19 protein-coding genes are annotated in these 21,724 nt (G+C 65.4%); 13 read left to right on the forward strand and 6 right to left on the reverse strand.

Annotation, left to right across the window (positions count from 1 at the left end; genetic code table 11):
- Positions 1–33: 33 nt before the first annotated feature.
- The 4 genes from SH602x_RS04730 to mog are packed head-to-tail and all read right to left on the reverse strand — an operon-like array spanning position 34 to position 4,072.
- Positions 34–531 (reverse strand): GNAT family N-acetyltransferase, encoded by a 498-nt coding sequence (locus tag SH602x_RS04730; protein WP_479475698.1) that lies wholly within the window; start codon positions 529–531, stop codon positions 34–36.
- The gene (locus SH602x_RS04735; protein WP_479475699.1) at positions 521–2,692 is read right to left on the reverse strand and encodes an ABC transporter permease subunit/CPBP intramembrane protease; all 2,172 of its coding nucleotides are present in this window, start codon (positions 2,690–2,692) and stop codon (positions 521–523) included. The genes SH602x_RS04730 and SH602x_RS04735 overlap by 11 nt, the downstream gene beginning before the upstream one ends.
- A complete protein-coding gene (locus SH602x_RS04740) occupies positions 2,689–3,483 on the reverse strand; it encodes an ABC transporter ATP-binding protein (protein ID WP_479475700.1) in 795 nt (264 codons plus the stop codon). Before SH602x_RS04740 ends, SH602x_RS04735 begins: the two co-directional genes overlap by 4 nt.
- Before the next feature lie 49 nt (positions 3,484–3,532).
- Positions 3,533–4,072, reverse strand: a complete 540-nt coding sequence (gene mog / locus SH602x_RS04745) for a molybdopterin adenylyltransferase (protein WP_479475701.1) — start codon at positions 4,070–4,072, stop codon at positions 3,533–3,535.
- 496 nt (positions 4,073–4,568) lie between these two features.
- Here mog and SH602x_RS04750 point away from each other — a divergent pair, with 496 nt between their 5' ends.
- Positions 4,569–5,801, forward strand: coding sequence for a hypothetical protein (locus SH602x_RS04750; RefSeq protein ID WP_479475702.1), 1,233 nt, complete (start codon positions 4,569–4,571; stop codon positions 5,799–5,801).
- Positions 5,802–5,839: 38 nt separating this feature from the next.
- On the opposite strand, the gene glgC is transcribed toward SH602x_RS04750, so the two are convergent.
- Together glgC and SH602x_RS04760 are read right to left on the reverse strand one after the other, a co-directional pair.
- On the reverse strand, positions 5,840–7,078 hold the full coding sequence (gene glgC, locus SH602x_RS04755) for a glucose-1-phosphate adenylyltransferase (RefSeq protein WP_479475703.1): 1,239 nt from the start codon (positions 7,076–7,078) through the stop codon (positions 5,840–5,842).
- Positions 7,079–7,153: 75 nt separating this feature from the next.
- On the reverse strand, positions 7,154–8,788 hold the full coding sequence (locus SH602x_RS04760) for an ABC transporter permease family protein (RefSeq protein WP_479475704.1): 1,635 nt from the start codon (positions 8,786–8,788) through the stop codon (positions 7,154–7,156).
- Between the two features lie 284 nt (positions 8,789–9,072).
- Between SH602x_RS04760 and hemC the strand changes: the two genes are divergently transcribed.
- The 12 genes from hemC (at position 9,073) to csrA (ending at position 21,332) form a co-directional block, all read left to right on the forward strand.
- Positions 9,073–9,996, forward strand: coding sequence for a hydroxymethylbilane synthase (gene hemC, locus SH602x_RS04765; RefSeq protein ID WP_479475705.1), 924 nt, complete (start codon positions 9,073–9,075; stop codon positions 9,994–9,996).
- Between the two features lie 431 nt (positions 9,997–10,427).
- Positions 10,428–11,186, forward strand: a complete 759-nt coding sequence (locus SH602x_RS04770; RefSeq protein ID WP_479475706.1) for a flagellar hook-basal body protein — start codon at positions 10,428–10,430, stop codon at positions 11,184–11,186.
- 63 nt (positions 11,187–11,249) lie between these two features.
- Positions 11,250–12,056: a flagellar basal-body rod protein FlgG gene (gene flgG, locus SH602x_RS04775; protein ID WP_479469625.1), complete on the forward strand. Its 807-nt coding sequence runs from the start codon at positions 11,250–11,252 to the stop codon at positions 12,054–12,056.
- A complete protein-coding gene (locus SH602x_RS04780) occupies positions 12,056–12,733 on the forward strand; it encodes a flagella basal body P-ring formation protein FlgA (protein WP_479475707.1) in 678 nt (225 codons plus the stop codon). The genes flgG and SH602x_RS04780 overlap by 1 nt, the downstream gene beginning before the upstream one ends.
- Positions 12,730–13,425, forward strand: a complete 696-nt coding sequence (locus SH602x_RS04785; protein ID WP_479475708.1) for a flagellar basal body L-ring protein FlgH — start codon at positions 12,730–12,732, stop codon at positions 13,423–13,425. The genes SH602x_RS04780 and SH602x_RS04785 overlap by 4 nt, the downstream gene beginning before the upstream one ends.
- A gap of 97 nt (positions 13,426–13,522) precedes the next feature.
- The gene (locus SH602x_RS04790; RefSeq protein ID WP_479475709.1) at positions 13,523–14,602 is read left to right on the forward strand and encodes a flagellar basal body P-ring protein FlgI; all 1,080 of its coding nucleotides are present in this window, start codon (positions 13,523–13,525) and stop codon (positions 14,600–14,602) included.
- Positions 14,603–14,713: 111 nt separating this feature from the next.
- Positions 14,714–15,037, forward strand: a complete 324-nt coding sequence (locus tag SH602x_RS04795) for a rod-binding protein (RefSeq protein WP_479475710.1) — start codon at positions 14,714–14,716, stop codon at positions 15,035–15,037.
- A gap of 113 nt (positions 15,038–15,150) precedes the next feature.
- Complete coding sequence (locus SH602x_RS04800; RefSeq protein ID WP_479475711.1) at positions 15,151–15,648, forward strand: hypothetical protein; 498 nt, start codon at positions 15,151–15,153, stop codon at positions 15,646–15,648.
- A 119-nt stretch (positions 15,649–15,767) separates the two neighbouring features.
- Positions 15,768–17,465 (forward strand): flagellar hook-associated protein FlgK, encoded by a 1,698-nt coding sequence (gene flgK / locus SH602x_RS04805; RefSeq protein ID WP_479475712.1) that lies wholly within the window; start codon positions 15,768–15,770, stop codon positions 17,463–17,465.
- A gap of 53 nt (positions 17,466–17,518) precedes the next feature.
- The gene (locus SH602x_RS04810; RefSeq protein ID WP_479475713.1) at positions 17,519–20,215 is read left to right on the forward strand and encodes a flagellin N-terminal helical domain-containing protein; all 2,697 of its coding nucleotides are present in this window, start codon (positions 17,519–17,521) and stop codon (positions 20,213–20,215) included.
- 197 nt (positions 20,216–20,412) lie between these two features.
- Positions 20,413–20,865 (forward strand): flagellar assembly protein FliW, encoded by a 453-nt coding sequence (fliW, locus tag SH602x_RS04815; RefSeq protein ID WP_479469617.1) that lies wholly within the window; start codon positions 20,413–20,415, stop codon positions 20,863–20,865.
- Positions 20,866–21,107: 242 nt separating this feature from the next.
- The gene (csrA, locus tag SH602x_RS04820) at positions 21,108–21,332 is read left to right on the forward strand and encodes a carbon storage regulator CsrA (RefSeq protein WP_479469616.1); all 225 of its coding nucleotides are present in this window, start codon (positions 21,108–21,110) and stop codon (positions 21,330–21,332) included.
- The last annotated feature ends 392 nt before the right edge of the window (positions 21,333–21,724 follow it).

Raw genomic sequence — 21,724 nt, forward strand, 5'->3', positions numbered from 1 at the left:
GTTCGCGGTTCGCCGCGAAGCGAGTCGCCGAAATTACTCGACGTCCCGCTTCCAGAACTCGAACGAGGCGTCGCTGTCGGTGTCGAGCGGGCTGAAACCGGCGCCGGCGTAGAGCCGCTTCGCGCGGTCGTTGTCGCTGCGAACCTCGAGCGTCACCTTGCAGCAGCCCTGCTCCTTCGCCGCCGCGAGGACGGCGTCCATCAGAGCTTTTCCGACGCCCAGACCCCTCGCCTCGGGGATCACGGCGAAATCGTGCAGGTTAAGCAGCGGCCTGGCGCGAAAGGTCGAGAAGCCGAAGAAGCAGACCGCGACGCCCACGGGCCGGTCCCCGTGCCACGCCAGTCCGATCCAGTGTCGAACCTCTCTCAGCCGATCGATCAGCGCGGATCGAACGTCTTCCGGCAGGGGCGCCGACATGCCGAGCGGATCCCGGGCGTAGGCGTCCAGCATCGCCAGGACCGCCTCGGCGTCCGACGGATCCGAGAGATCGGCAGGGCGAACGGTCACGGAAGCCTTCGACTCAGCGTTCATGAACGGCAGGAGTTTCGAGGGGCGTGGAAGGTTCGGCGCTGCCTCCCAATCGTCGGGCGATCTCGATGGCGGCGATGCCGAAGGTAACTCCGACGACGCCCGTCGCGATCCAGCCGATCGGCAGGTGCGCCAGTTCGTCGTCCGCCACGTCGCCACCCAGGCCGAAGCCCCACGCGGCAAGCTCTTCGTGATAGAAGGCCGCCGTCAGAAGCAGTCCGTTGTGAGCGCAATGGACGGCGGTGGACGCGAAGAGGTTCTGTGTTCGGCAGTAGACGTAGCCCAGCATCACGCCGAGGAGCGCCGTAGGAAGGAAACGCTCGGGCGTGAACATCGTCGAGAAGACATGAAAGCCGCCGAACGCGATCGCCGCGAAAAGCGTCGCCTTCCAGATCCCTTGCCGGGTCCGAAACGACCTGAGCAACGTTCCGCGAAAGTAGATCTCCTCCGAAACGGCAGGGACGAACGCCAGCGTCAGAAGAACGAGCCAGAGCGGAGCCTGCCCCAGTTTTTCGAGCGTGCCGGAGGCTCGTTCGAGAGTTTCCTGGTCGATCATCTGGCCGAACGCGACTTGCGTCAGCACGATAATCTCGTGAGCCGGAATCCAGCTGGTCAGCGCCAGCAGGATCAGTCCGGGCACGAACAGGAGCGACCTCGCGTCGAACCGAAGTTCGAAGAGAGGACGGACGCGACTCCACAGCAGCCACAGCGTCGGGAGGAGCGCGAACAGAAACGCCGTGACCGTCGCGTTGCCGATCAACGCCGGAACGACTCCCGCGGTCGCGATGGCGCCCCCGACTAGCGTTGCGAGCAGGACCTGGGCGGGAAACAGCAGCGCCAGGCTGAAGGCCGCCGCGCCTGCCGAAGGATGAGCGGTCGGTCGATCAGGACGAAGGAGCATGCCGTCGAGCGAGCCGTCGCCGCCGATCAGGAAGCCGTCCTGTTCGAAGCACTTCGCCGCCAGACCGAGCGCCGCGGCGGCATAGAAAATCGTCGCCAGGATCGTCACCGCGGTCGCCGGAAGCGACGCCGTCCCCTCGAGCGTATCCCGCGCCAGGAGCGTTACGTTCAGCACCGGCGCGAGGGCCAGCGTCGGCGTCAGATACAGTCCAGGCAGCATGCTTCCCAGCGCCGGGGCGAGGGCCGCGATCATTAGCGGAATGAGGTAGGCCTGGGCCTCCTTGAAGCTGCGCGCGAAGCTCGTCACCGCGAGCAGCAGCGACGAGAAAAACGCGGCGAACAGCACCACGAACAGGAAGACCAGCCCGAACGTCGCGAACGAGAAATCCCGCTCGCCGAACAAAAGCGTCCGGATCGCAGGCGAGACCCACGCCGTGACGCCGAGCGCCGTCAGGTTCATCGACGCGGTGAGCGCAGCGACCGTCACCACGGCGACGTACTTCGCCAGAAGGAGGTAGAGCCGCGGCGCCGGAGACGCCATCAGGATTTCCATGGTCCCCCGTTCGCGCTCGCCCGCCGTGAGATCGATCGCCGGATAGACCGCGCCGGTAATCGTCATCATGATCAGGACGATGGGGACGATCAGGGCCAGGGGCGAGCCGGCGTCCTTCGTCCGCACCCGTTCGAGCGACCACTCCGGCGGGCGATAGGCGATCTCCGCCCGTGCGAGAACCTCCTGGATCTGCGCGTCACGGAGCGCCTCGAATCGAGAGTCGACGAACTTCGCGGCCGCTTCCCCGCGCGGCGACGACGGCACCCGGAGGAGCCGAAAGCGAATCGGATCGTTCTGTTCCCAGACGATGCCCAGATCGACGGAGCCGTTCCGTACCGCCTCTTCCAGGTCGTCGACCTGCGTCGCCTCCATGTTCGTCGCTTCTAGGCCGGTCTGCTTCGCCTCCTCGTCGTACGCGGTCGGTCCGATCGCGTCGCGATAGACTTCGTCCGCCCGCCGGAACGCGCCGTAAAATGCTCCGCCGTCGGCATCGGAGACGAAGCCCAGTCGCAGCGGATCGGCCCCGTAGTCGCCGACGGCGCTGAACAGGAAGCGCTGCATCACGACCGACATCAGCGGATAGACGAGCAGCGGCATGACGACCAGCGTGACCAGCGTTCGCCGGTCGCGCAGCGTTTCGCGAAGCTCCTTGAGCGCGAGGGGCCAGAGTCCGACGGGGCGCCGCGGCGAGGCGGAGGCGGGGGATCTCATGAGCCGCCCCCGTTCTCGTCGGCGATGAAGTATTCCACCGGCGCTCCCGGCTGGCGCGACGGATCGGAGGCGAGCAGGGCCCGGAACATGCCGTGCAGCGAATCCTGGCCGGAAGAGGCACGCAACTCGTCGAACGTTCCTTCCAGCCGAAGTTCGCCCCGATGCATCAGGCCGAATCGGTCGCAGATCCGCTGGGCGTCGTCGAGATGATGAGTGGTCAGCAGGATCGAGCGGCCCTCGCTGCGAAGGCGCTCGATATAGCGAAAGACGACTTCGCTGCCGATCACGTCCAGACCGTGCGTCGGTTCGTCGAGCAGCATCACGGGCGGGTCATGAATCAGCGCACGGGCCAGATGAAGTCGCTGTTTCTGGCCCGTGCTTAGCACGTTCGCCCGGCGGTCGAGAAACTCCCGCAGATCGAGATCGGTAGCTAGTCGCTCCAGGCGATCTTCCGCCGTTCGATGCGGCACGCCGTAGAGCGACGCGAAGTAGCGCAGCGTCTCCCGCACGCTCAGCCAGGGATAGACGCCCGCATGCGCAGAGACCAGGCCGATCTGCGCTCGAAGGCTTTCGGGGTCGCGGTCGCTGCGAAAGCCGAGCACTTCCGCGTACCCTTCGTCCGCCGGCAGAAGCCCGAGGATCATCCGCATCGAGGTCGTCTTGCCCGCGCCGTTCGGACCGAGCAGGCCGTAGACCTCGCCCTCGCGCACTTCGAACGTGAGCTTCTTCACGGCGTCGACGACGACGCTGCCCTGGCGATAGCGTTTGGAGAGGCCGACGACTTCGATCATGCCGCGGCCTTTCGCAGGCGTTCGTGAAGTTCGTGACGCAGGGCGCTCGTCACTTCGCCTTCGGTCGAAACGCGACGATGCGAGAGGGATCGGTTTCCAGAAACGGCCCACCGATGAGATCGATGCAGTACGGAATCGCCGGCATGACCGCATCGAGACATTCGCGTATCGCCTTGGGCTGGCCGGGCAAGTTGACGATGAGCGACCGTCCGCGGATGCCGGCGGTCTGCCGGGAGAGGATGGCCGTCGGAACCTTCTCTAGCGAGACTTTCCGCATCAGTTCGCCGAAACCCGGAAGCAACTTCTCGCAGACCGCGATCGTCGCCTCCGGAGTAACGTCGCGAGGGGCCGGGCCCGTTCCGCCGGTCGTGACGATCAGGCAACGATCCGCCTCCGCGAGTTCGATGAGCGTCGCCTCGATCGTCGTCAGATCGTCGGGGATCACCCGGAGATCGACTTCGATCGGCGTCGCGAAGACTTCGCGGAGATATGCCTCGACCGCCGGCCCGCCGAGATCCTCGTACTCGCCTCGACTGGCCCGGTCGGAGACGGTGACGACGCCGATCGCGGCAGGCGGAGATTCGGTCATGACGGCCTGATCGGGCGGCGGCTCGGAAAGACCGGCATTATCTTCCGCGCCCCCGCGCCGAACAAGTCGGCGGCCTCGAGCGGCGCCTCGTCATCATGAAGCGGGAGGGGAAAGACGCCGGGCAGACCGGTTCGAACGATTCAGCGTGACCTGCCCCTGGCGCCTCGCTACGCTGAGCCGGAAGGGCGGAACCTCCTTCGGCAGAGTCTCTCCCTGCTTTCAAGCTTTCTCTTCAATTCAGCCGAACGGCCCAATGACGCGACCCGGCCTGCTTCGTTTCTCGCGGTTCGGTCTGTCGTCGGTCTTCGCGACGATGCTGCTCTGCATCAGCGTCGCCGGCTGGTGGCGGTACGAACGTCTGATCGACGCGAAGGAACAGGCGGCGATCGAGGCCATGACCGCCGAGGGAATCGGCCTGCGGATCACGCGGAGGTCGGAGAGTCTCCGTGCCGGCAATTCGAGTTTCGACCCGGCGAACGAGGAACCGCCCGGCATTTTGCAGCGAGCATGGGATCAGGCGTTCGGAACCCGCGATCCGATCGTCACGCTGATGGCCGAGCAGATCCCGTCGGACGAGACGCAGCGGAAACTGCTCGACGTGCCGCAACTGGAACGTCTCTGGATCTTCGGCAACGTGCAACCGAAACCGGGCGAAACCTATCCGGAGCCGCCGACGCTGGAACAGATGCTCGGTCGCCCGCTGCCCGACCTTCCCCCGACAGTTTCCGTTCCCGACGAGCCTCCGCCGCTGCCGCGGGGAACGCCGCTGAACCAAGCGGAACGGAAGCAGGTTCTTGAAGAGATCGCCTCGGCGTGGCGTAAGCAGGCAAAGCTTTCAATGGACAATACACTTTTCTATGTAAGCTCGGATGACGCGGACGAGCAGCAGACGGTTTGCATTCGACACGGCAATTCCCGGCTCCGAATCGAACGTTGCGCAGAGCCAAGGGAGTTTGGATATCCGTCACGGGTCTGGAGCGCCGGGCGGGCGTTCGAAGTGCAACGCAGATGGGATACGGGCCAATGGCGCTTGGAATACGCCGGCCGAACCTTCGACGAATCCCAACCTGCGGCACTCCAGGAGGTATTCGGTATCGCCGACAAGGGCAATCTTCTCGGCGAACTCCTCGGAGGCGACGTCATGATGGATTTCGCGTTCCAAGACGACAACTTCGAGATGGAAGTATTCGGACGCGTTTTCGAAGAGGTAGAACGGCTCAGCGATAGCGGGTTCATTCTTCGGCGCGCTCCAGGCTTGGCTGCCGCGAAAAGCTTCGCCGGCGATCTTGAGGAAGGATGGATCGTCGTCGGACCAGCTCCCTCCTACCGTGTCCGGCGTCTCGACGACACCATCGACTCGGTCTTCCATGCGGGGTCAGCGAGCCGCACTGACATCTTCGAGTACGAAACCATCGATGGCACGACACGCCCGTGCCGACGAGCGACCTGGATTCAGGAACGCGGCTCCGAGGTGCCTGAATCAGCAACGAAACACCTGACGCGATACGCGTGGGAGTTCGACCCCGACTTGCCGCCCGACTTCTTCTCGCCAAGCCGGGGCGGCAACTTCTTCACTTCCCAGGCGCCGCCCGCGTTTCGCTGGTGGTACTTCACCGGCGCCTTCGCCGTGCTCGCCTACCTCGCCATCGGCATCGCGAACCTGCGTAAGCGCTGCGCTGGGCGCGGGTCTCCCGACCCCGCCCCTGTCGACGCGGCAGAGGTCTCCTGACCTCTGTCCAGCGCGGGACGGCGAGAGATCGACAGTGCTCACACGTACTGCGACAAATCGCTGTCCTTCGACACGACGACGATGCCGTTCTTGCTCACCGCGAAGCCGCGGCGGCGGTCTTCTTCCAGGTCGACGCCGATCTGCATCCCGGGCGGAACCTGGATCCACTTGTCGAGGATCGCCCGACGGACGACGGCGTGACGTCCGATCTCGACCCCTTCGAACAGGATCGAATCGGAGACGTGCGAGTAGGAGTGAATCTTGCCGCGGGGCCCGATGACGGATCGCTCGACCAGGCCGCCTGAGACGATGCTCCCCGCGCAGACGTTGCTGTCGAGCGCGCGGCCCGCGCGGTCCCAGCCGCCGTGACTGCCGAAGACGAACTTCGGCGGCGGAAGGTTGGGCTGGTGCGTCCAGATGGGCCAGGCCTCGTCGTACAGATTCAGCATCGGATCGACGCGGCAGAGATCCATGTTCGCGTCGTAGTACGCGTCGATCGTGCCGACGTCGCGCCAGTACGATTCGTCCTTGCGATTCTCGTCTTCGAACGGATAGGCGAAGACCCGGTGGTTCTCGATCGACGAGGGGATCACGTTCTTGCCGAAGTCGTGCTGGCTGTTTCGGCACGTCGCGTCAGCCAGCAGCTTTTCGTACAGGAACTCCGCGTCGAATACGTAAATGCCCATCGACGCCAGGCACTGATCGGGATCGCCCGGGATCGTTTTAGGATTCGCGGGCTTCTCCTCGAAGCCGACGATGCGGCGGTTCTGATCGATCTCCATCACGCCGAACTGCGACGCCTCTTCCGGCGTGACGTTAAGCGCGCCGACCGTCACGTCGGCGGAGTTCTCCACGTGGAACTCCACCATCCGGGCGTAGTTCATCTTGTAGATGTGGTCGCCCGCCAGAATCAGCACGTACTTCGGGCGCTCACGCTCGATGGCGTAGATGTTCTGGTAGACCGCGTCGGCCGTCCCCTGGTACCAGTTGGCGTCGATCCGCTGCTGCGGCGGCAGCACGTCGATCAGTTCGCCCCGTTCGCGATGGAAAAAGCGCCGCCAGCCGAGGTCGATGTGCCGGTCCAGGCTCATCGCCTTGTACTGCGTGAGGACGAGGATCCGCCGCAGTTCCGAATTGACGCAGTTCGAGAGCGGAAAGTCGATGATCCGGTAGAGGCCGCCGAACGGAACCGCCGGCTTGGCCCGATCCCGGGTCAGCGGCTCCAGTCGTTCGCCTTTGCCGCCCGCGAGGACGACCGCCAGGGTGTCGTGATACATCAGTTGCGAAACAGGGCGGGAGTAGTTCGGACGACTAGGTTCTACGTTGTTTCCCGGGCCCGGGACAGCGGTTGCCTACTCGGAGTCTCCCCGGAGATTTCCGAGGCGCAGCGCCCCCCAGGCGATCGTCGCCGTCGCCAGAAACGCCGCGAGGTTCCACAGGCAGAGCGCGGCGACCTGATCGTCGGCGCCGGCGTGGAGCAGTCCGAAGATTCGCTGCGTGACCGTCTCGATGCCGGGAGGAGTCGCGAGATGGATCGCGGAAAGCTCTCCCCAGGCGAGCGCGAACGCTCCGACCAGCGCCGCGGCGAAGGCGCCTTTCATCCCGAGGATCCCGCCGTGCAGCCATCGGGAAAAAGGCCCGGCGCCGTCGAGTTTCATCTGTTCGATCCGCTCCGCGGGGAGACGCCGGTAAAGAAACGCGAACAGCACGATGCCCAGCGGCAGATATCGCAGCGAGCAGGCCGCGACCGGCGCGAAGATCGTCCGATCGAGCAGCCACGTCGCCAGCGGAAGCGAGGGCTGATTCAGCAGGCGAACGAGCGTCAGCGCCAGCAACGGCCCCGGCAGGGGAAGCAAGACGGCGACGATCGCAGCCGCGGCGATCCCCCCGATGCGCGACCGCAGGCCGACCCAGGCCAGGAGCGACCCGAGCAGGATGACCACCACTGCCGTCGCCGCGGCGATCATCGCCGACCAGGCGAACACGGAACCATACTCCCGTGGCGCCGACGCGAGCAGCTCGGTCGCCTTGCTGATCGACCAGAACGGCGCGGGCGCTCCCTCCGCAATAGAAACATCTCGCCCGACCCGATAGAGCAGATTCAGCGTCGGCAAAATCGCCAGCGTCGCCAAGCCGAGGAAGGTGACCGCGCCAGCGACTTTTTCAAGGATCGTCGGCTGAGCCGCAGGCTGCGGGCGTTCGAGGAAATCCTGCGACGCGGCCGTGCGAACGCGGCTCGCCCAGAGTCCGCACGCGGCGAGCGTCCCGACCGCGGCGATCGACAGCAGGGCGAACTCCGGCAGCAGGGCCCAGACCTCGGCGCTTCCCTCCCGGCGGAGCTGGATCGCGACGTAGAACTCCTCCGCGAACGTCCGGACCTGGTAAAGATCCGCGATCGTCATCTCCTGGAACAGCAGCACGGCCAGCCACGCCGCCGCGATGCCGAAGGCGGGAATCGTTCTCGGCAGATCGACGAACAGGAACGCCTGCCAGGGCCCGCCCGAGATCAGCGCCTCCTCGCGGAGTTCCCGCTCGGTCCGGGAAAACGCGAACGCGAACAGCAGACTCATCCAGGGAATGGCGGCGACGGCATGCAGGAACGCGGCAGCTCGAAACCCGGAGAGCCACGGATCGCCGAACGCCTCTGCGTCCGCGGTCAACCAGCCCCGCCTGCCGAAACCTGCCTCCCAGGCCGCGGCCGTCTGCACCAGCGGAAGGGCCCACAGGGCGATCAGGACCAGAACGATCAGCCGCCGTTCCGAGGCCAGCCCATGCACCGCCCGCCAGCCGAACCAGAGACTCGGGAGCATCGCCAGCGCCAGAGCGCTTCCCGCCAGTTCCGCCGTCGTAGCGAACAGCCCCGCCGTGCGTTCGTCAGGAAAAAGGAACAGCCTTGCCGCAAGGATCAACGCCGCCGCGAGCGCCATCGCAGTTGCCCACGCGATGCGGCGTCTGCGGCGATAGGCATCCAGTTCCGATAGCGACATGCAGCTCTCCCGGCGTCCGATTCTAGTCGCTCTGCTTATGCCACGGCTGGCTCGCCGCGCCCTGCCGATTCCTCGTTCCGAAATGGAAGGCGGGCGCTCGTCGCATTCCAACGAATCGCGATCGGACGATCCGCTCCCGCACGAGTCCTCCGGCACGAATCATGTCCGTACAGCTCAGCCATGCGGAAGCCAGTCATTGCGAACGGGCCTACCTCGTCGCGGTCCCGATCTTCGCGTAGGATCGTAGGCGCTTTCCGATCCTCGCCCCGCGTCCGCCCTGCCCCATGACGATTCGCATCGGCACCCGCAAGAGCCAACTGGCGACCTGGCAGGCGAATTGGGTCGCCGAGCGTCTGGCGTCGCTGGGGCATCCGTGCGAGCTGGTCTTCATCACGACCGAGGGCGACCGCAATCTGGCGCCGCTGGCGACGATCGGCGGACAGGGGCTTTTCACGAAGGCGTTGCAGAACGCGCTGCGCGAAGGCGAGGTCGATCTGGCGGTCCATAGCCTGAAGGATCTGCCGACCGATCCGACGCCGGGCCTGCTGCTCGCGGCGTCGCCTGAGCGAGAGGAACCGTTCGACGCCTTTCTTTCGGCGAAGTGGCCGTCGCTGCACGCGCTTCCTGTGGGAGCGAAGATCGGCACGGGGTCGCTGCGGCGTCAGGCACAGCTCAAGTTCCGCCGACCCGATCTGGTCTGCGAGGACGTTCGCGGTAACCTCGACACCCGCATCCGCAAGATGGAGGAAGGCGAGTACGACGCGATCCTCCTCGCCTGCGCCGGCCTCAAAAGGCTCGGCTGGGAGAGTCGCATTCGTTCGATCTTCGATCCTTCGACGCTCGTCCCCGCGGTCGGTCAGGGAGCGCTCGGTCTGGAATGCCGGGAATCGGACGCCGCCACGATCGCCGCCGTTCGTAAACTGAACCACGGACCGACCTACGCCTGCGTCCTCGCCGAGCGGGCCCTGCTCCGCACCATGCGGGCCGGCTGTCTGGCGCCGCTGGGAGCGCTCTGCACGGAAACGGACGGGCGTCTCGAACTGACCGCCGTCGTGCTCGACCCGCAGGGAAGAAGCCGGATCGACTACGTCGCGAAGGGTTCGGTCGACGATCCCGAAGCTCTCGGCGCCTCAGCCGCCGAAGCCCTGCTCTCCGCCGGCGGCGCCGAGCTGATCGCCTCCGCCCGGTTCGTGAATCCTGCTCCTTAAGTCGAGAATCGCTCGCCAAGCGACCTGGCGAGCGGAGGGTGTAAGCCCTCCGTGTTCGCGACGTACGATTCGCGCAGCGATACGCTCCGATGCCGACGGCCAGTAAACCCGGCAGGAGCGGAGACCTTCCGCCTTCCGCGGTCGTCGAATTCTCCTTACGGACACGGAGGGCTTACACCCTCCGCTCGCCGGGGAAGGTCGGCGCTTTCCGCCGGTCGATCGGCAGATTCTGCCGATCAGGCGCTTTCTGCCGCCCGTCGTCGATCGAGCGCGTTCCGCCGGTAGTTGGACGTAACTCCTGAACGGAGCGGCGCTAAGAGTGGGGCGCTTCGGATTTTGGGCAGCGCGGGGCCGCTCTGGCACGCCATTCCTAAGAGAAGCCGTCGTTCGATCGGGCAAGGAAGCCTGGTCTCCGTCAGGGACGACGCGAAATGTACGGCCTCTACGTCTCCGCCGCCGGCGCTCATGTGCAGAGCAAGCGGATGGAGGTCATCTCGAACAACCTCGCCAACGTCGACACGGTCGGCTTTCGGCGGGACTTCGCCGTCGCGAAGGCTCGCGCCGCCGAGGCGATCGAGCGGGGCATCGTCTCCCCGGGCAGCGAAGGGATGGACGACATCGGCGGCGGCGTGCAACTGGTCGAGACGCTGACCGATCAGAACGCCGGCAAGTACGCCGACACGGGCAATCCGACCGACCTGGCGATTACCGACGGCGGCGAATCGTTCTTCGTCGTGGCGAAGGACGACAAGCGCTTCCTGACGCGGGCCGGCAACTTCAACTTCGACGCGGACGGCTTCCTCCGAACGCTGGGCGGAGAGTACGTCCTGTCGCAGGGAGGTTCGCCCGTGCGAGTTCCTCCCGGCGGACCCGAGCCCCGCTTCCAGACGGACGGCACGATCCTCGTGGGCGACGTTCGCATCCCGCTGGCGATGGAACGCCCCGAACAGCCGGGCGATCTCGCGAAAGCGGGGGAGAACCTCTTCGCCCCGCTCGGCAATACGTTCGCGACGCGTCCTGCCGATCGTCGGGTCGCGACGGGCCGCCTGGAGATGTCTTCGGTCAAGCCCGTCGAGGAGATGGTGCTCATGATGGAAGCGACGCGGTCCTACGAAGCGAACATCCGCATGATCCAGTACCAGGACCAGACCGTCGGCAGCCTGATCAACCGCGTGCTCGGCCAAGGCTGATCGCGAATCGACTAGATAACCCGCTCGCTTAGACTGCGAAGCGAACCGTCACGGAGGACGACCATGAGCGTACAGACGCTGTACAACGCCGCGACCGGCATGCAGTCGATGGAGACGAAGCTCGACGTAATCGCCAATAATCTGGCGAACGTCGCGACCGTCGGCTTCAAGAAGGACCGGGCGAGTTTCGAAGACAACTTCTATCGCAACGAGACCCTGCCCGGCTCGCGCGACAGCGATGGAAACCTGACCGCGATCGGCGTCCACATCGGCATGGGCTCGCGCGTCTCGGGCGTGCAGACGAACTTCGTGCAGGGCGCCTTCGAGCAGACCGACGATCCCTACGACGTCGCCATCGAAGGGCAAGGCTTCTTCCAGGTGCAGGATCCGGGGAGCGGTCAGACCCTCTACACCCGCGCCGGGAACTTCTCCGTCAACGCCGACGGACGGCTGGTGATGGGCTCGGCCTCGACGGGTCGCCCGCTCGAACCGCCGGTCGACATCCCGCAGGACGCGGTCGACATCACGATCGCGCCGTCGGGCGAAGTGATGGTCCGCCAGCCGGGCCAGACCAGCTTTCAACAGGTGGGGCAGATCGAACTCGCGAGGTTCATCAACCCCGAGGGTCTCCTCAAGATGGGCGAGAACCTTTACTCGCAGACCGATTCTTCGGGGCAGGCGCTGAACGGTCCGCCGCAACTGGACGGTCGCGGTCAGCTTCGCCAGGGCAATCTCGAAGCCAGCAACGTCGAACCGGTTCGCGAACTGATCGATCTGATCACGACGCAGCGCTCGTTCGAGATGAATTCCCAGGCGATCAAGGCGGGCGATCAGATGCTCGAACTCGTCTCCAACCTGAGGCGGTTCTAATGAGAAACGCCCTCGCATTGCTTTTCGGAGCTCTGGCCCTCGCAGCCTGCGGAATCGCCGGCGCGGCGGAGCTGCGGTTTCGCGATCAGGCCCGCGTGACGGGCAGCGTCGTGACTCTCGGCGACGTGGCGGAGATCCAGGCGGAGAATACGCGAGAAGTCGCGTCGCTCGCCGCGGTGAATCTCTTTCCGACGCCGATCGAAGGCTCGAACGCGTACGTCGAGGAGATTCTCGAAACCCTGGAGCTTCGCGGCGTCGCCGTTCGCGACCTGGCGATCTCGGGCAGCCGCGTCGTCGCGATCCGCCCTGTCGCCGCGACGCAGCGAGTCATGAAATCGCCAGTCGTCGGCTCTTCCGGCGTGGCGCAGGCGAGCGGATTCGCCGCCTACGAGGCCGCCGTCGCCGAACGGAACGCCCGGCTGGTCGACGCCGCCGCCGCTCCGACCCATCAGACGACTTCCGCTCGCGACGTCGCTCCCGAGCCGATCGTTCGCCGGGGAGAAACGGTGCGGGCGACCGTCGTGGCGGGGTCCGTCGTCGTGACCACGCGCGGCGTCGCCGAAAGCGACGGGGCGCTCGGTCAGTCAATCACGCTTCGCTCGCCCGATCGCAAGCGGACGTTCGATGGGGTGGTGGTCGGTCCCCAGGCCGTGCGCGTCGGAGGGCAGTCGCAATGATTCGCGAACATCAATTCGCTCGATACGTCCCCGTCGCCGTCTTCGCGGTCGCGACGCTTTCGGCGGCCGCGTCGGCTTCGGCCCAGGACAACAGCCTGTTTCAGGCGCCGATCGTCGGCGGCGAGGAGCGGGCGATGACCATGCAGCAGGCGTCGTGGTTTCCGTCGGAAGTCTCGCAGCCGCGGGTGATTCAGGAGCACGACATCGTCTCAGTCCGCGTGCAGGAAGGCGCTCAGTACTTCGCGGAAGGCGAGACCGAACGCCGCAAGTCGGCGACTTACCAGGCGATCCTGCTGGAGTGGCTGACGCTGAACGGTCTGGGCTCGGCGTCGCCCAATCCGCAGGAGAACGGCGATCCGCAGATCTCGGGACGCCTCAATTCCCAGTACCGGGCCGAAAGCGGCGTCGAATCGCAGGAATCGCTGGCCTTCAACCTCGCGGCTGAGGTGATCGGCATCCGGCCCAACGGCAACATCGTGATCGAAGCCCGCCGGACGATTCAGAACAACGACGACGTCTGGGAATATTACCTCTCGGGCGAGTGCCGGCAGCAGGACATCGGCGTCGGCAACCTGGTGCTGAGCAAGGACGTCCTGAACCTGATGGTGAAGAAGACTGAACGGGGATCCGTGCGCGACGGCTACCGCCGCGGCTGGTTCCAGAGGGGCTTCGACGCGATGAACCCGTTCTGAAACCGCTCCCGCTCCTGCGATTCGGCCCATCGTCAATCACGTCCGGAGAAGACGCTGGCATAGCCAGCGCCGCCCGACAGAGAGCACGGAAGCTCGCATGAACCTGCTGATCAACAAGACCATCGCCCGCGTCGCCTCGATCGCGAGCCTTTCGCTGACTCTCGCCTTCGTCGCTCCCGTCTCGGCTCAGACCGTCGTGGGCGATCTATGCCGGGTGAAGGGGCAGGAAGAGAACGCTCTGCACGGCATCGGCCTCGTCGTCGGTCTGGAAGGGACAGGCGACCCCGACGTCGAATCGACCCATCGGGCGCTGGCCCAGTACATGGGCCTGATGAACCATCCGCTCCCCAAGGATGCGGCCGGGCGATCGATGGTCGCCGAGCTGAAAAACGCGAAGAACGTCGCTCTGGTCTTCGTCACGGCGCGAATCCCGGGGGCCGGGGCACGACAGGGCGACCAGCTTTCCTGCAACATCAGCGCGGTCAGCGCGAAGAGCCTGCGGGGGGGCGAACTGCTGCTGTGCCCCCTCCGGGGTCCGAATCCGGCAGATGATCGAGTTTATGCTTTAGCTCAAGGAAAGATTCAGCTCGACCGGGACGATCAACTCCGTACCGGAACGATCGCGGGCGGTTGCCAGCTGGAAGTCAGCCCGGTGAACCAGTTCCTGAAGGACGGCAAAGCGACGCTCGTGCTGCACCAGGAACACGCCGTCTTCGCGATGGCCGCCGAGATCGCCGAAACGATCAACAACGCTCCCGACTTCCGCTATGCGGGCGACGGGGAATCGATCGCGACGGCGCACGACTCGGTTTCGATCGAGATCAAGGTTCCGGACAAGTACGCGGACGATCCGGTCCTGTTCCTGGGCCAGATCCTGAACATGCGGATGACGAACGTGCCGAGCGAGGCCCGCGTCGTCATCAACGAACGAACGGAAGTGATCGTCGTCGGCGCGGACGTTCGCGTCGGACCGGTCGCGGTGACGCACGGCGACCTCGCGGTTTCGACCTCGAATTTCGTCGCGGTCGACCCGCAGAACGGCGCCTACGAACCGGCCAAGCTCGCCGACCTCGTCGACGCCCTGAATCAGGTCAAGGCGACGAAGCGCGAGATGATCGACATCATCAAAGAGCTCCATCGCAGCGGAAAGCTCTACGGTCGCCTGATCGTGGAGTAAGTCAGGCGAGCGATCTTCCTGAGCGGAGGGCGTGAGCCCTCCGAGTCCGGAACCTTTCGCAACGTCGAAACCTCGGAGGGCTCACGCCCTCCGCTCAGAAACGAAACCTCGATGAACGCGATCTCCTCCCTCCCTGCGACCGATCGTTTCGCCGCCTACATGCCGGCGACGAACGCCGCGGAGAAGGCGACCGCGAAGGTCGACGGCATGGATACGAAGGAGGCGTTTCAGCAGTTCGTCGGCGAGACGTTCTACGGCATGATGCTGAAGCAGATGCGACAGAGCGTCGAGCAGGGGCCGTACTTTCACGGCGGCCAGGGCGAAGCGATCTTTCAGCAGCAACTCGACCAAGTTCTGGTCGAACGCATGAGCGCCGCCTCCGCCGACACGTTCGCCGAACCGATGTACGCTCTGTTCATGAACCGTCAGGGTTGAGCGACGAAGAGTTGCGTCTCTCTGAGCGGGGGACGAGAGTCCCCCGAGCTTTGGCGCCTCACCCAATCAGGAACTCGGGGGACTTTCGTCCCCCGCTCAGAATGAGCGATTCCATGACCTCCGCCGACTTGAGCGCCGTCGCCGACTATCTGGACGAGTATCTCGACGTGCAGCAGGCGCTGCTCGACGTGATGACGGCCAAGCTCGACGTGAAGACGAAACGCAGCCTGGAAGAGACCAAGGCGCTCGACGCGCAGGAGGCCGTGCTGGTCGAACGCCTGCAGGTCTGCGTGGAGAAGCGCCAGGGGCTGCTCGCCGATCCGGAGCTGAACGCCGCGGGAGAACCGACGCTCAAGCGGATCGTCGAGTCCGTCGCTTCCTCGAACGAGGACGCGGGAGACGCGACGATCTTCCGTCGCTTCGACGCGGCGGAGAAGAACAACCGCGAACTCCGCATGCGAAGCGTCAGCGCCTGGGTGCTGGCACAGCGCAGCGTCGTGCATTGGTCGCAGATGCTGGAAATCGTTGCGGCCCAGGGGCAGAACGTGCCGACGTATAAACGAGACCGGAAACTCCGTTCCCGCGGCGCGCTGATCGATCAGGAGGCGTAGACTCGGGGGACTCAAGTCCCCCGCTCAGGAAGAACAAGCGGCGTCGAACGCCGCTCGCGATCGAAAGGATTCGATCGTCAACGTGGAACGCCGCCGATGGTCGGCCGCGGGAGACAGGGATGTCGCTGACCGGCACGCTGCAAATTGCGCATAACGCTCTGATCGCGAATCAGATCGGCTTGCAGGTCGTCGGCAACAATCTCGCCAACGCCAACACCCCGGACTACGTTCGCCAGGAGCCGGTCTTCACCCCGGCGCCGGTGCAGCGGCAGGGGAATCTGCTGCTCGGCCTGGGCGTCCAGGTCACCGCGGTCGTTCAGAAGATCGACCTCTTCCTCGAAGAACGGCTGCGCGGATCGACCAGCGACGTCTCCGGCAGCGAGATCGAAGAGACCGCCTTCCGCGAGCTCGAATCGATTCTGGGCGAGCTGAGCGATACCGACCTTTCGACGCAGCTTACGTCGTTCTTCAATTCGCTGCATGACGTGCTGAACGAGCCGTCGAGCGCCGCGACGCGAAACCTGGTCGTATTACAGGGCGATACGCTGGCCCAGTCGATCCGCCAGACGTACGACCGCGTGCTCGCCGTCAAGGACGACTTCAACGAGCGCATCGGCGAAACCGCCGACGACATCAACCGCCTGACGTCGACGATCGCCAAGCTCAACAAGCAGATCGTCACCGTCGAAGGGGGAAGCATCAATCCGAGCGACGCGGTCGGCCTCCGCGACGAGCGGCATCGCGCGCTCCGGCAGCTCTCCGAGTTGATCGGCGTCAAGTCGGTCGAACAGGACAACGGCGCGGTCACCGTCTTCGTCAACGGCGAGTTCCTGGTCGCTGACGGTCAATACCGCGAGATCGTCGCCGAGCCGCGAAATCGCGAGAGCGACCCGCGGCTGGAACTGCTGTTCAAGGACACGAATTCGCCGCTCACGCTGCTGGGCGGAGAAGCCGCGGGCCTGATCGCTGCCCGGGACACGCACCTGGGCGGGTTTCTCGATCGCCTCGATACGTTCACGAAGGACCTCGTCTTCGAGTTCAACAAGATCCATGCGGGCGGCCAGGGACTCGTCGGCTACTCGCAGACGACGAGCGAGTTCGCGGTCGCCGACGTCAAGGCGCCGCTCGACGCCGCGGGACTTCCCTTTACGCCCGAGAACGGCAGCTTCACGGTCTTCGTGAAGAACAAACAGACGGGCGTCGTCGAAGAGACGGTGGTCCCGGTCCGGATGCAAGGGTTCGGCGACGACACGACCCTGGAGTCGCTGGTCGCGGATCTGAACGCGATCGACGGCGTCTCGGCCTCGATCACGCCCGATCGCAAGCTGAAGCTGGTTTCCGATTCGAGCGACGCGGAGTTCAGCTTCGGCCCCGATTCCAGCGGCGCTCTCGCGGCGCTCGGCATCAACACCTTTTTCAGCGGTACCGGCGCGGCCGACGTCAAGCTTCGCGCCGAGGTGAAGGGGAATCCTTCGCTGGTCGCCGCGAGCCAGGGGGGCATCGGCAATGACACGAAGACCGCCGAACTGCTCGCCGGCCTGTACGAACGGAAGCTCAGCTCCCGCGACGGCGCGTCGCTCGCCGACGGGTACCAGCGGCTGCTGGCCGACGTGTCCCAGCAGTCCGCGAACGTCACCGCGGTCGCCGAGGGCTTCCGCACGTTCAAGTTCACGCTCGAGGGGCAGAAGCTGGGCCAGTCGGGCGTCAACGTCGACGAGGAAGCGGTGAACATGATGCAGTATCAGCATGCGTTTCAGGCGAACGCGAAACTGATCCAGACGATCAGCGAACTCCTCGACCTGTTGGTCTCGATTTAGAAGAACCTCAGATTCCGTTTTCGCAGGGCGTCTAACTCAGCCCTGGCTCGCCGATGGCCTCGATCTACCCGATCTCTGCCGGACGCGTCAGCAATATGCTGACGCACAGTCGGCTCCTCCTGCAGATGCAGGCGGACGAGCGGGAGATGCTGCGCCTGCAGGATCAGATCAGCACGGGACGGTCGATCGGCGTTCCGAGCCAGGATCCGCGCGGCGCCGGACGGGCGTTCGTGCTGCAGCGCACGATCGAGCAGAAACTGCAGATCAGCGCCAATATCGACGTCAGCCTCTCCTACCTGACGGCGACCGACAGCGGACTGGGCGGCGTCTCGGGCCTGCTCAACGAAGCGAAGGCGATCGGCCTGGGCGCGGCGTCGAACGTCATTCCCGATCAGGAACGCAAGGCCGCGGCCGAGCAGCTCGGTTCGATCATCGACCAGTTGATGCGATCGGCGAACCAGAAGTTCCGCGATCGCTTCCTGTTCGCTGGCTCGCTCTCGGGGTCGGCTCCCTTCCTCGCGCAGAACGGCACGGTCGTCTATCGGGGTAACGAAACGTCGCTGTCGAGCTTCGTCGAAATCGGAAGCCTGTCCGCGACGAACGCGACGGGCCAGGAGGTCTTCGGCGGCCTGTCGTCGCAACGAGGCGCGACGGTGGATCTCGATCCGATCGTCACCTCCTCGACGAAGCTTGCGGATTTGCGCGGCAGTTTGGGCGTGCGGAAGGGGAGCATCGAAATCTCCGACGGCTCCCGCAGTTCCGTCATCAGCCTGGACGGCGTGGAATCGGTCGGCGATCTGATTCGCAAGATCGAAGCGAATCCGCCGGCGGGACGGAGCGTGACCGCGCTCGTCGAGCACGATCGGCTGACGTTGCAGCTCGACGCGGCCGGGGGAGGGAATCTGACGGTTCGCGAGGTCGGCTCGGGCACGACCGCCGCGGAGCTCGGAATCCTGCAACCGATCGGAGTCGGGACTTCCAAGCTGGTCGGAAGCGACCTCGATCCCAAGCTGTCGCTCCATTCGCGACTGAACGACATCCTCGGCACGCGAGCCTCAGCCCGACTGTCGTCGACCGGAGGAGCGAACGATCTGATCGTCGAAGCGAGGTCGAACGGCGCCTCGTTCGACGGCGTCAACGTGCAGTTCGTGGACGACGGATTGCTACAGGCGACCGCCGGCGTCAGCGCCGGAAGCGAGTACGTCGTGCAGTCCGCGACGGGCCGCGCGGCTCAGGCGTCGCTCGCCTTCTCCGGGTCGGGCAACGACCTGATCCTGACGGGGAATTCGCTCGACGATTCGCTCAACGACGTGCAGATCGAGATCGTCTCCGGCGGAGCGATCGGCGACGCGGCAAACGTGACCTATGACGGAAGTTCGCGAACGCTACGCATCGCCATCGACGCCACGGGCGCCACGACGGCGCAGGCGGTGACTGACGCCGTGAACGCGCACGGCATGTTCACCGCGACGCCGGACGCCTCGGACCCGGTGAACGGCGTCTACGACCCGGCTTCCACGATCAGCTTCGCCGACGTCGCGGTCGTCGAGGGGAACACGGGCAACAGCGGCGGCGGTCCGGGGACCGTCTTCGTCCATGTTCGTCCCGGTGCGACGACGGCAAGTCAAGTCATCGCCGCGTGGAACGCCAACGCCGGCGTCGCTTCGCAGTTCGAGCTTCGCCTGGAAGGGAAGGACGCCCCGCCGAGCGGCTCAGCCGCGGATCCCGGCGGCGGAGTCGTCAGCCTGCTGACGGCCACGCTGGCAGGCGGTTCGGGAGAGAATCTCGACCGGTCGTCCGGCCTGCAGATTCGCCTGGGCGACGAAACGCATACCGTCGATCTGAACGGCGCCGAGACCGTTCAGGACGTGCTCAATCGCATCAACGGCGCCACCGAAGGCGTGGTCGCGGAACTCTCGCCTGACGGCAAGGGGATTCGCGTCCGCTCGCGAGTCAGCGGCGTCGACTTCTCGATCGGAGAGAACGGCGGCACGACCGCGACGCAACTCGGCCTGCGGACGTCGACGGCGGGCTCGCCCCTGTCTGGTTTCAACAAGGGCGCCGGCGTCGATAACCAGCCCGGGACCGATTTCACGATCGAGCGAAACGACGGCGTGCGCATCGACATCGACCTCGACGGCGCGGTGACCGTTCAGGACGTGCTCGACCGTATCAACAGTCATCCGTCGAACGTCGATGCGGGAGGCTTCGTGACCGCGCGCCTGGCGCAATTCGGTAACGGCATCGAGCTGGTCGACACGACGCCCGTGACGGGTACGGGCCTCTCGGTGGAGAAGGGGAGTCTCCCGAGTCAGGCGGCCTGGGATCTGGGACTCGTTCCCCGGGGTCAGGCCTCGGCGACCGCGGCGACGGGATCGCCGGCACAGATGACCGGCAGCGATCAGAACGCGGGCGAGGTCGAAGGCACGTTCAACACGCTGTTGCGACTCCAGCAGGCCGTCGGCGACGGCGACCTGGGCGAAATCGAACGGCTGCTCGGGCGGATCGACGTCGATCTCGACCAGATCAACTTCAGCCGGGCCACGGTCGGCGCCCGCGAGCAGGCGCTCGATCTCTACAAGACGCGGCTGGAGGACGAAGAGATCCACCTGCGTTCGGCGCTCTCGATCGAGATCGACGTCGACCTGACGAAGGCGATCTCCGACATGCTCGCCAAGCAGGCGGCCTACCAGGCCTCGCTGCAGATGACCGGACAGACGTTCAAGATGAATCTGCTGAATTACTTGTAGGCCTGATTCGTCGTCGGCAGGATCCGAATCGTGCCGGTCGGGCACAGGATTCCGACTTCGACGAAAGCGCAGGTCGCCGCGATCCGATGACTAGTAACGTCTAACGCGCGGAGCGGTCGTTCTCCGCGTCAGCTCGCGCAGAACCGATCGAGTCGGACGAAGGCTTCGCACCGATCGCACGCGCACGAGGTCGAATCATGCAAATCAATACGACTCGTTTCGGCGTCGTCGCGCTGGAGATGGACGACGTGTTCCATTTCCCCCAGGGCCTGATCGGCCTGGAGAGCTATCGCCACTGGTGTCTGCTCCGCGATCCGGCGAACGACGCCGTCGCGTGGCTGCAGTCGGTGTCGACGTCGTCGCTCGCCCTGCCGGCGGCCAGTCCGCGGCAGTTCGCTCCCGACTACCGCGTGCAACTTCACAAGCGGCAGCTCGAGTCGCTGCAGCTTGGACCCGCCGACGAGACGTACGTCCTGGTCGTGCTGGCGTCGGGCGAAGGCGTCCTCACGGCGAATCTGCGGGCCCCGATCGTGATCAACTTCGATCGGCGCATCGGAAAGCAGGTCGTGACGAGCGCCCCTGATCCGGTCGCGTTCGCACTGGCGAACGAGTCGTTCGCGGTCCCGACGGCGCTGCGAAAGTCCGCGTAGAGCGGCCTGGCGGGGCCTCTGCACCGCTGAGCGCGCTGCGATCGGCGCGAAGCGTACGATCGCCCCGCGCGGAATGTTCCCCACTCCGCGAACCGAAGCGCTAGCGCGACCGAAGACGTCCGATACCGTACGTGTATCGAAGACGCCCACGCCCCGCCCGTCGCGCTCTCCTGGCCGCATCCTCCGCGGTCGACGATCGTCGCGATATCGCATCGGATGCACAGAACGAGAAGGATCGGAACATGCTGGTTCTATCGCGACACCGTGACGAAAGCATCATGATCGGCGACGACGTGGTGATCACGATCGTCGATATCCGAGGCGACAAGGTGCGCCTCGGCATCGAAGCGCCGCAGGATATCCCGGTCCATCGCCAGGAAGTCTACGAAGCGATTCAGCGCGAGAACCGCAAGGCGGGCGCGACGCAGCCCATCCAGACCCGTAGCCTGGGTCGTCCGAAGGAGTGAGTCGGCCGCTTGCCGCGCTCCTTCGTCCAAGTCTCCGAATTCCTCGCGGCTTCGTCGTAACGTCGACGAAGCTCGCGTCGTTCGTTCGCCGGCTCGCTTGATCGCGCGCTCTGGCGTTCGGTCGGCGAGAAGTCCGCGACGACTGTTCGACGCTGCAGCTTGCCGCTGCTCCTTCTCCTCGCTGCGGACCTCCCCTGTCGAATTCCGCGCCCGCATTCTCCGGCGCTGCCTGGGCGCCGATCGCAGCGATTTCGATCGCGAGAATTCGCGACGTCGGCGCGATTTTCTCGCGCTGCTCTGGAAAACGGCGTCCACGCGGATTCTTCACCGCTTCCTCGTCGTCATAACCGGCAGGGTCGGAACGATTTCGCGAAATTCGTACGCCAAATCGC

This window comes from Lignipirellula cremea (genome assembly GCF_056501455.1).

Excerpts from the sequence above, each read along its gene's own strand:
- glgC (WP_479475703.1), bottom strand. The coding sequence starts at position 7,078 with ATGTATCACGACACCCTGGCGGTCGTCCTCGCGGGCGGCAAAGGCGAA.
- SH602x_RS04740 (WP_479475700.1), bottom strand. The coding sequence starts at position 3,483 with ATGATCGAAGTCGTCGGCCTCTCCAAACGCTATCGCCAGGGCAGCGTC.
- SH602x_RS04785 (WP_479475708.1), top strand. The coding sequence starts at position 12,730 with ATGATTCGCGAACATCAATTCGCTCGATACGTCCCCGTCGCCGTCTTC.
- mog (WP_479475701.1), bottom strand. The coding sequence starts at position 4,072 with ATGACCGAATCTCCGCCTGCCGCGATCGGCGTCGTCACCGTCTCCGAC.
- flgG (WP_479469625.1), top strand. The coding sequence starts at position 11,250 with ATGAGCGTACAGACGCTGTACAACGCCGCGACCGGCATGCAGTCGATG.
- SH602x_RS04795 (WP_479475710.1), top strand. The coding sequence starts at position 14,714 with ATGAACGCGATCTCCTCCCTCCCTGCGACCGATCGTTTCGCCGCCTAC.
- csrA (WP_479469616.1), top strand. The coding sequence starts at position 21,108 with ATGCTGGTTCTATCGCGACACCGTGACGAAAGCATCATGATCGGCGAC.
- SH602x_RS04800 (WP_479475711.1), top strand. The coding sequence starts at position 15,151 with ATGACCTCCGCCGACTTGAGCGCCGTCGCCGACTATCTGGACGAGTAT.
- fliW (WP_479469617.1), top strand. The coding sequence starts at position 20,413 with ATGCAAATCAATACGACTCGTTTCGGCGTCGTCGCGCTGGAGATGGAC.
- SH602x_RS04730 (WP_479475698.1), bottom strand. The coding sequence starts at position 531 with ATGAACGCTGAGTCGAAGGCTTCCGTGACCGTTCGCCCTGCCGATCTC.
- flgK (WP_479475712.1), top strand. The coding sequence starts at position 15,768 with ATGTCGCTGACCGGCACGCTGCAAATTGCGCATAACGCTCTGATCGCG.
- SH602x_RS04780 (WP_479475707.1), top strand. The coding sequence starts at position 12,056 with ATGAGAAACGCCCTCGCATTGCTTTTCGGAGCTCTGGCCCTCGCAGCC.
- SH602x_RS04810 (WP_479475713.1), top strand. The coding sequence starts at position 17,519 with ATGGCCTCGATCTACCCGATCTCTGCCGGACGCGTCAGCAATATGCTG.
- SH602x_RS04790 (WP_479475709.1), top strand. The coding sequence starts at position 13,523 with ATGAACCTGCTGATCAACAAGACCATCGCCCGCGTCGCCTCGATCGCG.
- SH602x_RS04760 (WP_479475704.1), bottom strand. The coding sequence starts at position 8,788 with ATGTCGCTATCGGAACTGGATGCCTATCGCCGCAGACGCCGCATCGCG.
- hemC (WP_479475705.1), top strand. The coding sequence starts at position 9,073 with ATGACGATTCGCATCGGCACCCGCAAGAGCCAACTGGCGACCTGGCAG.
- SH602x_RS04770 (WP_479475706.1), top strand. The coding sequence starts at position 10,428 with ATGTACGGCCTCTACGTCTCCGCCGCCGGCGCTCATGTGCAGAGCAAG.
- SH602x_RS04735 (WP_479475699.1), bottom strand. The coding sequence starts at position 2,692 with ATGAGATCCCCCGCCTCCGCCTCGCCGCGGCGCCCCGTCGGACTCTGG.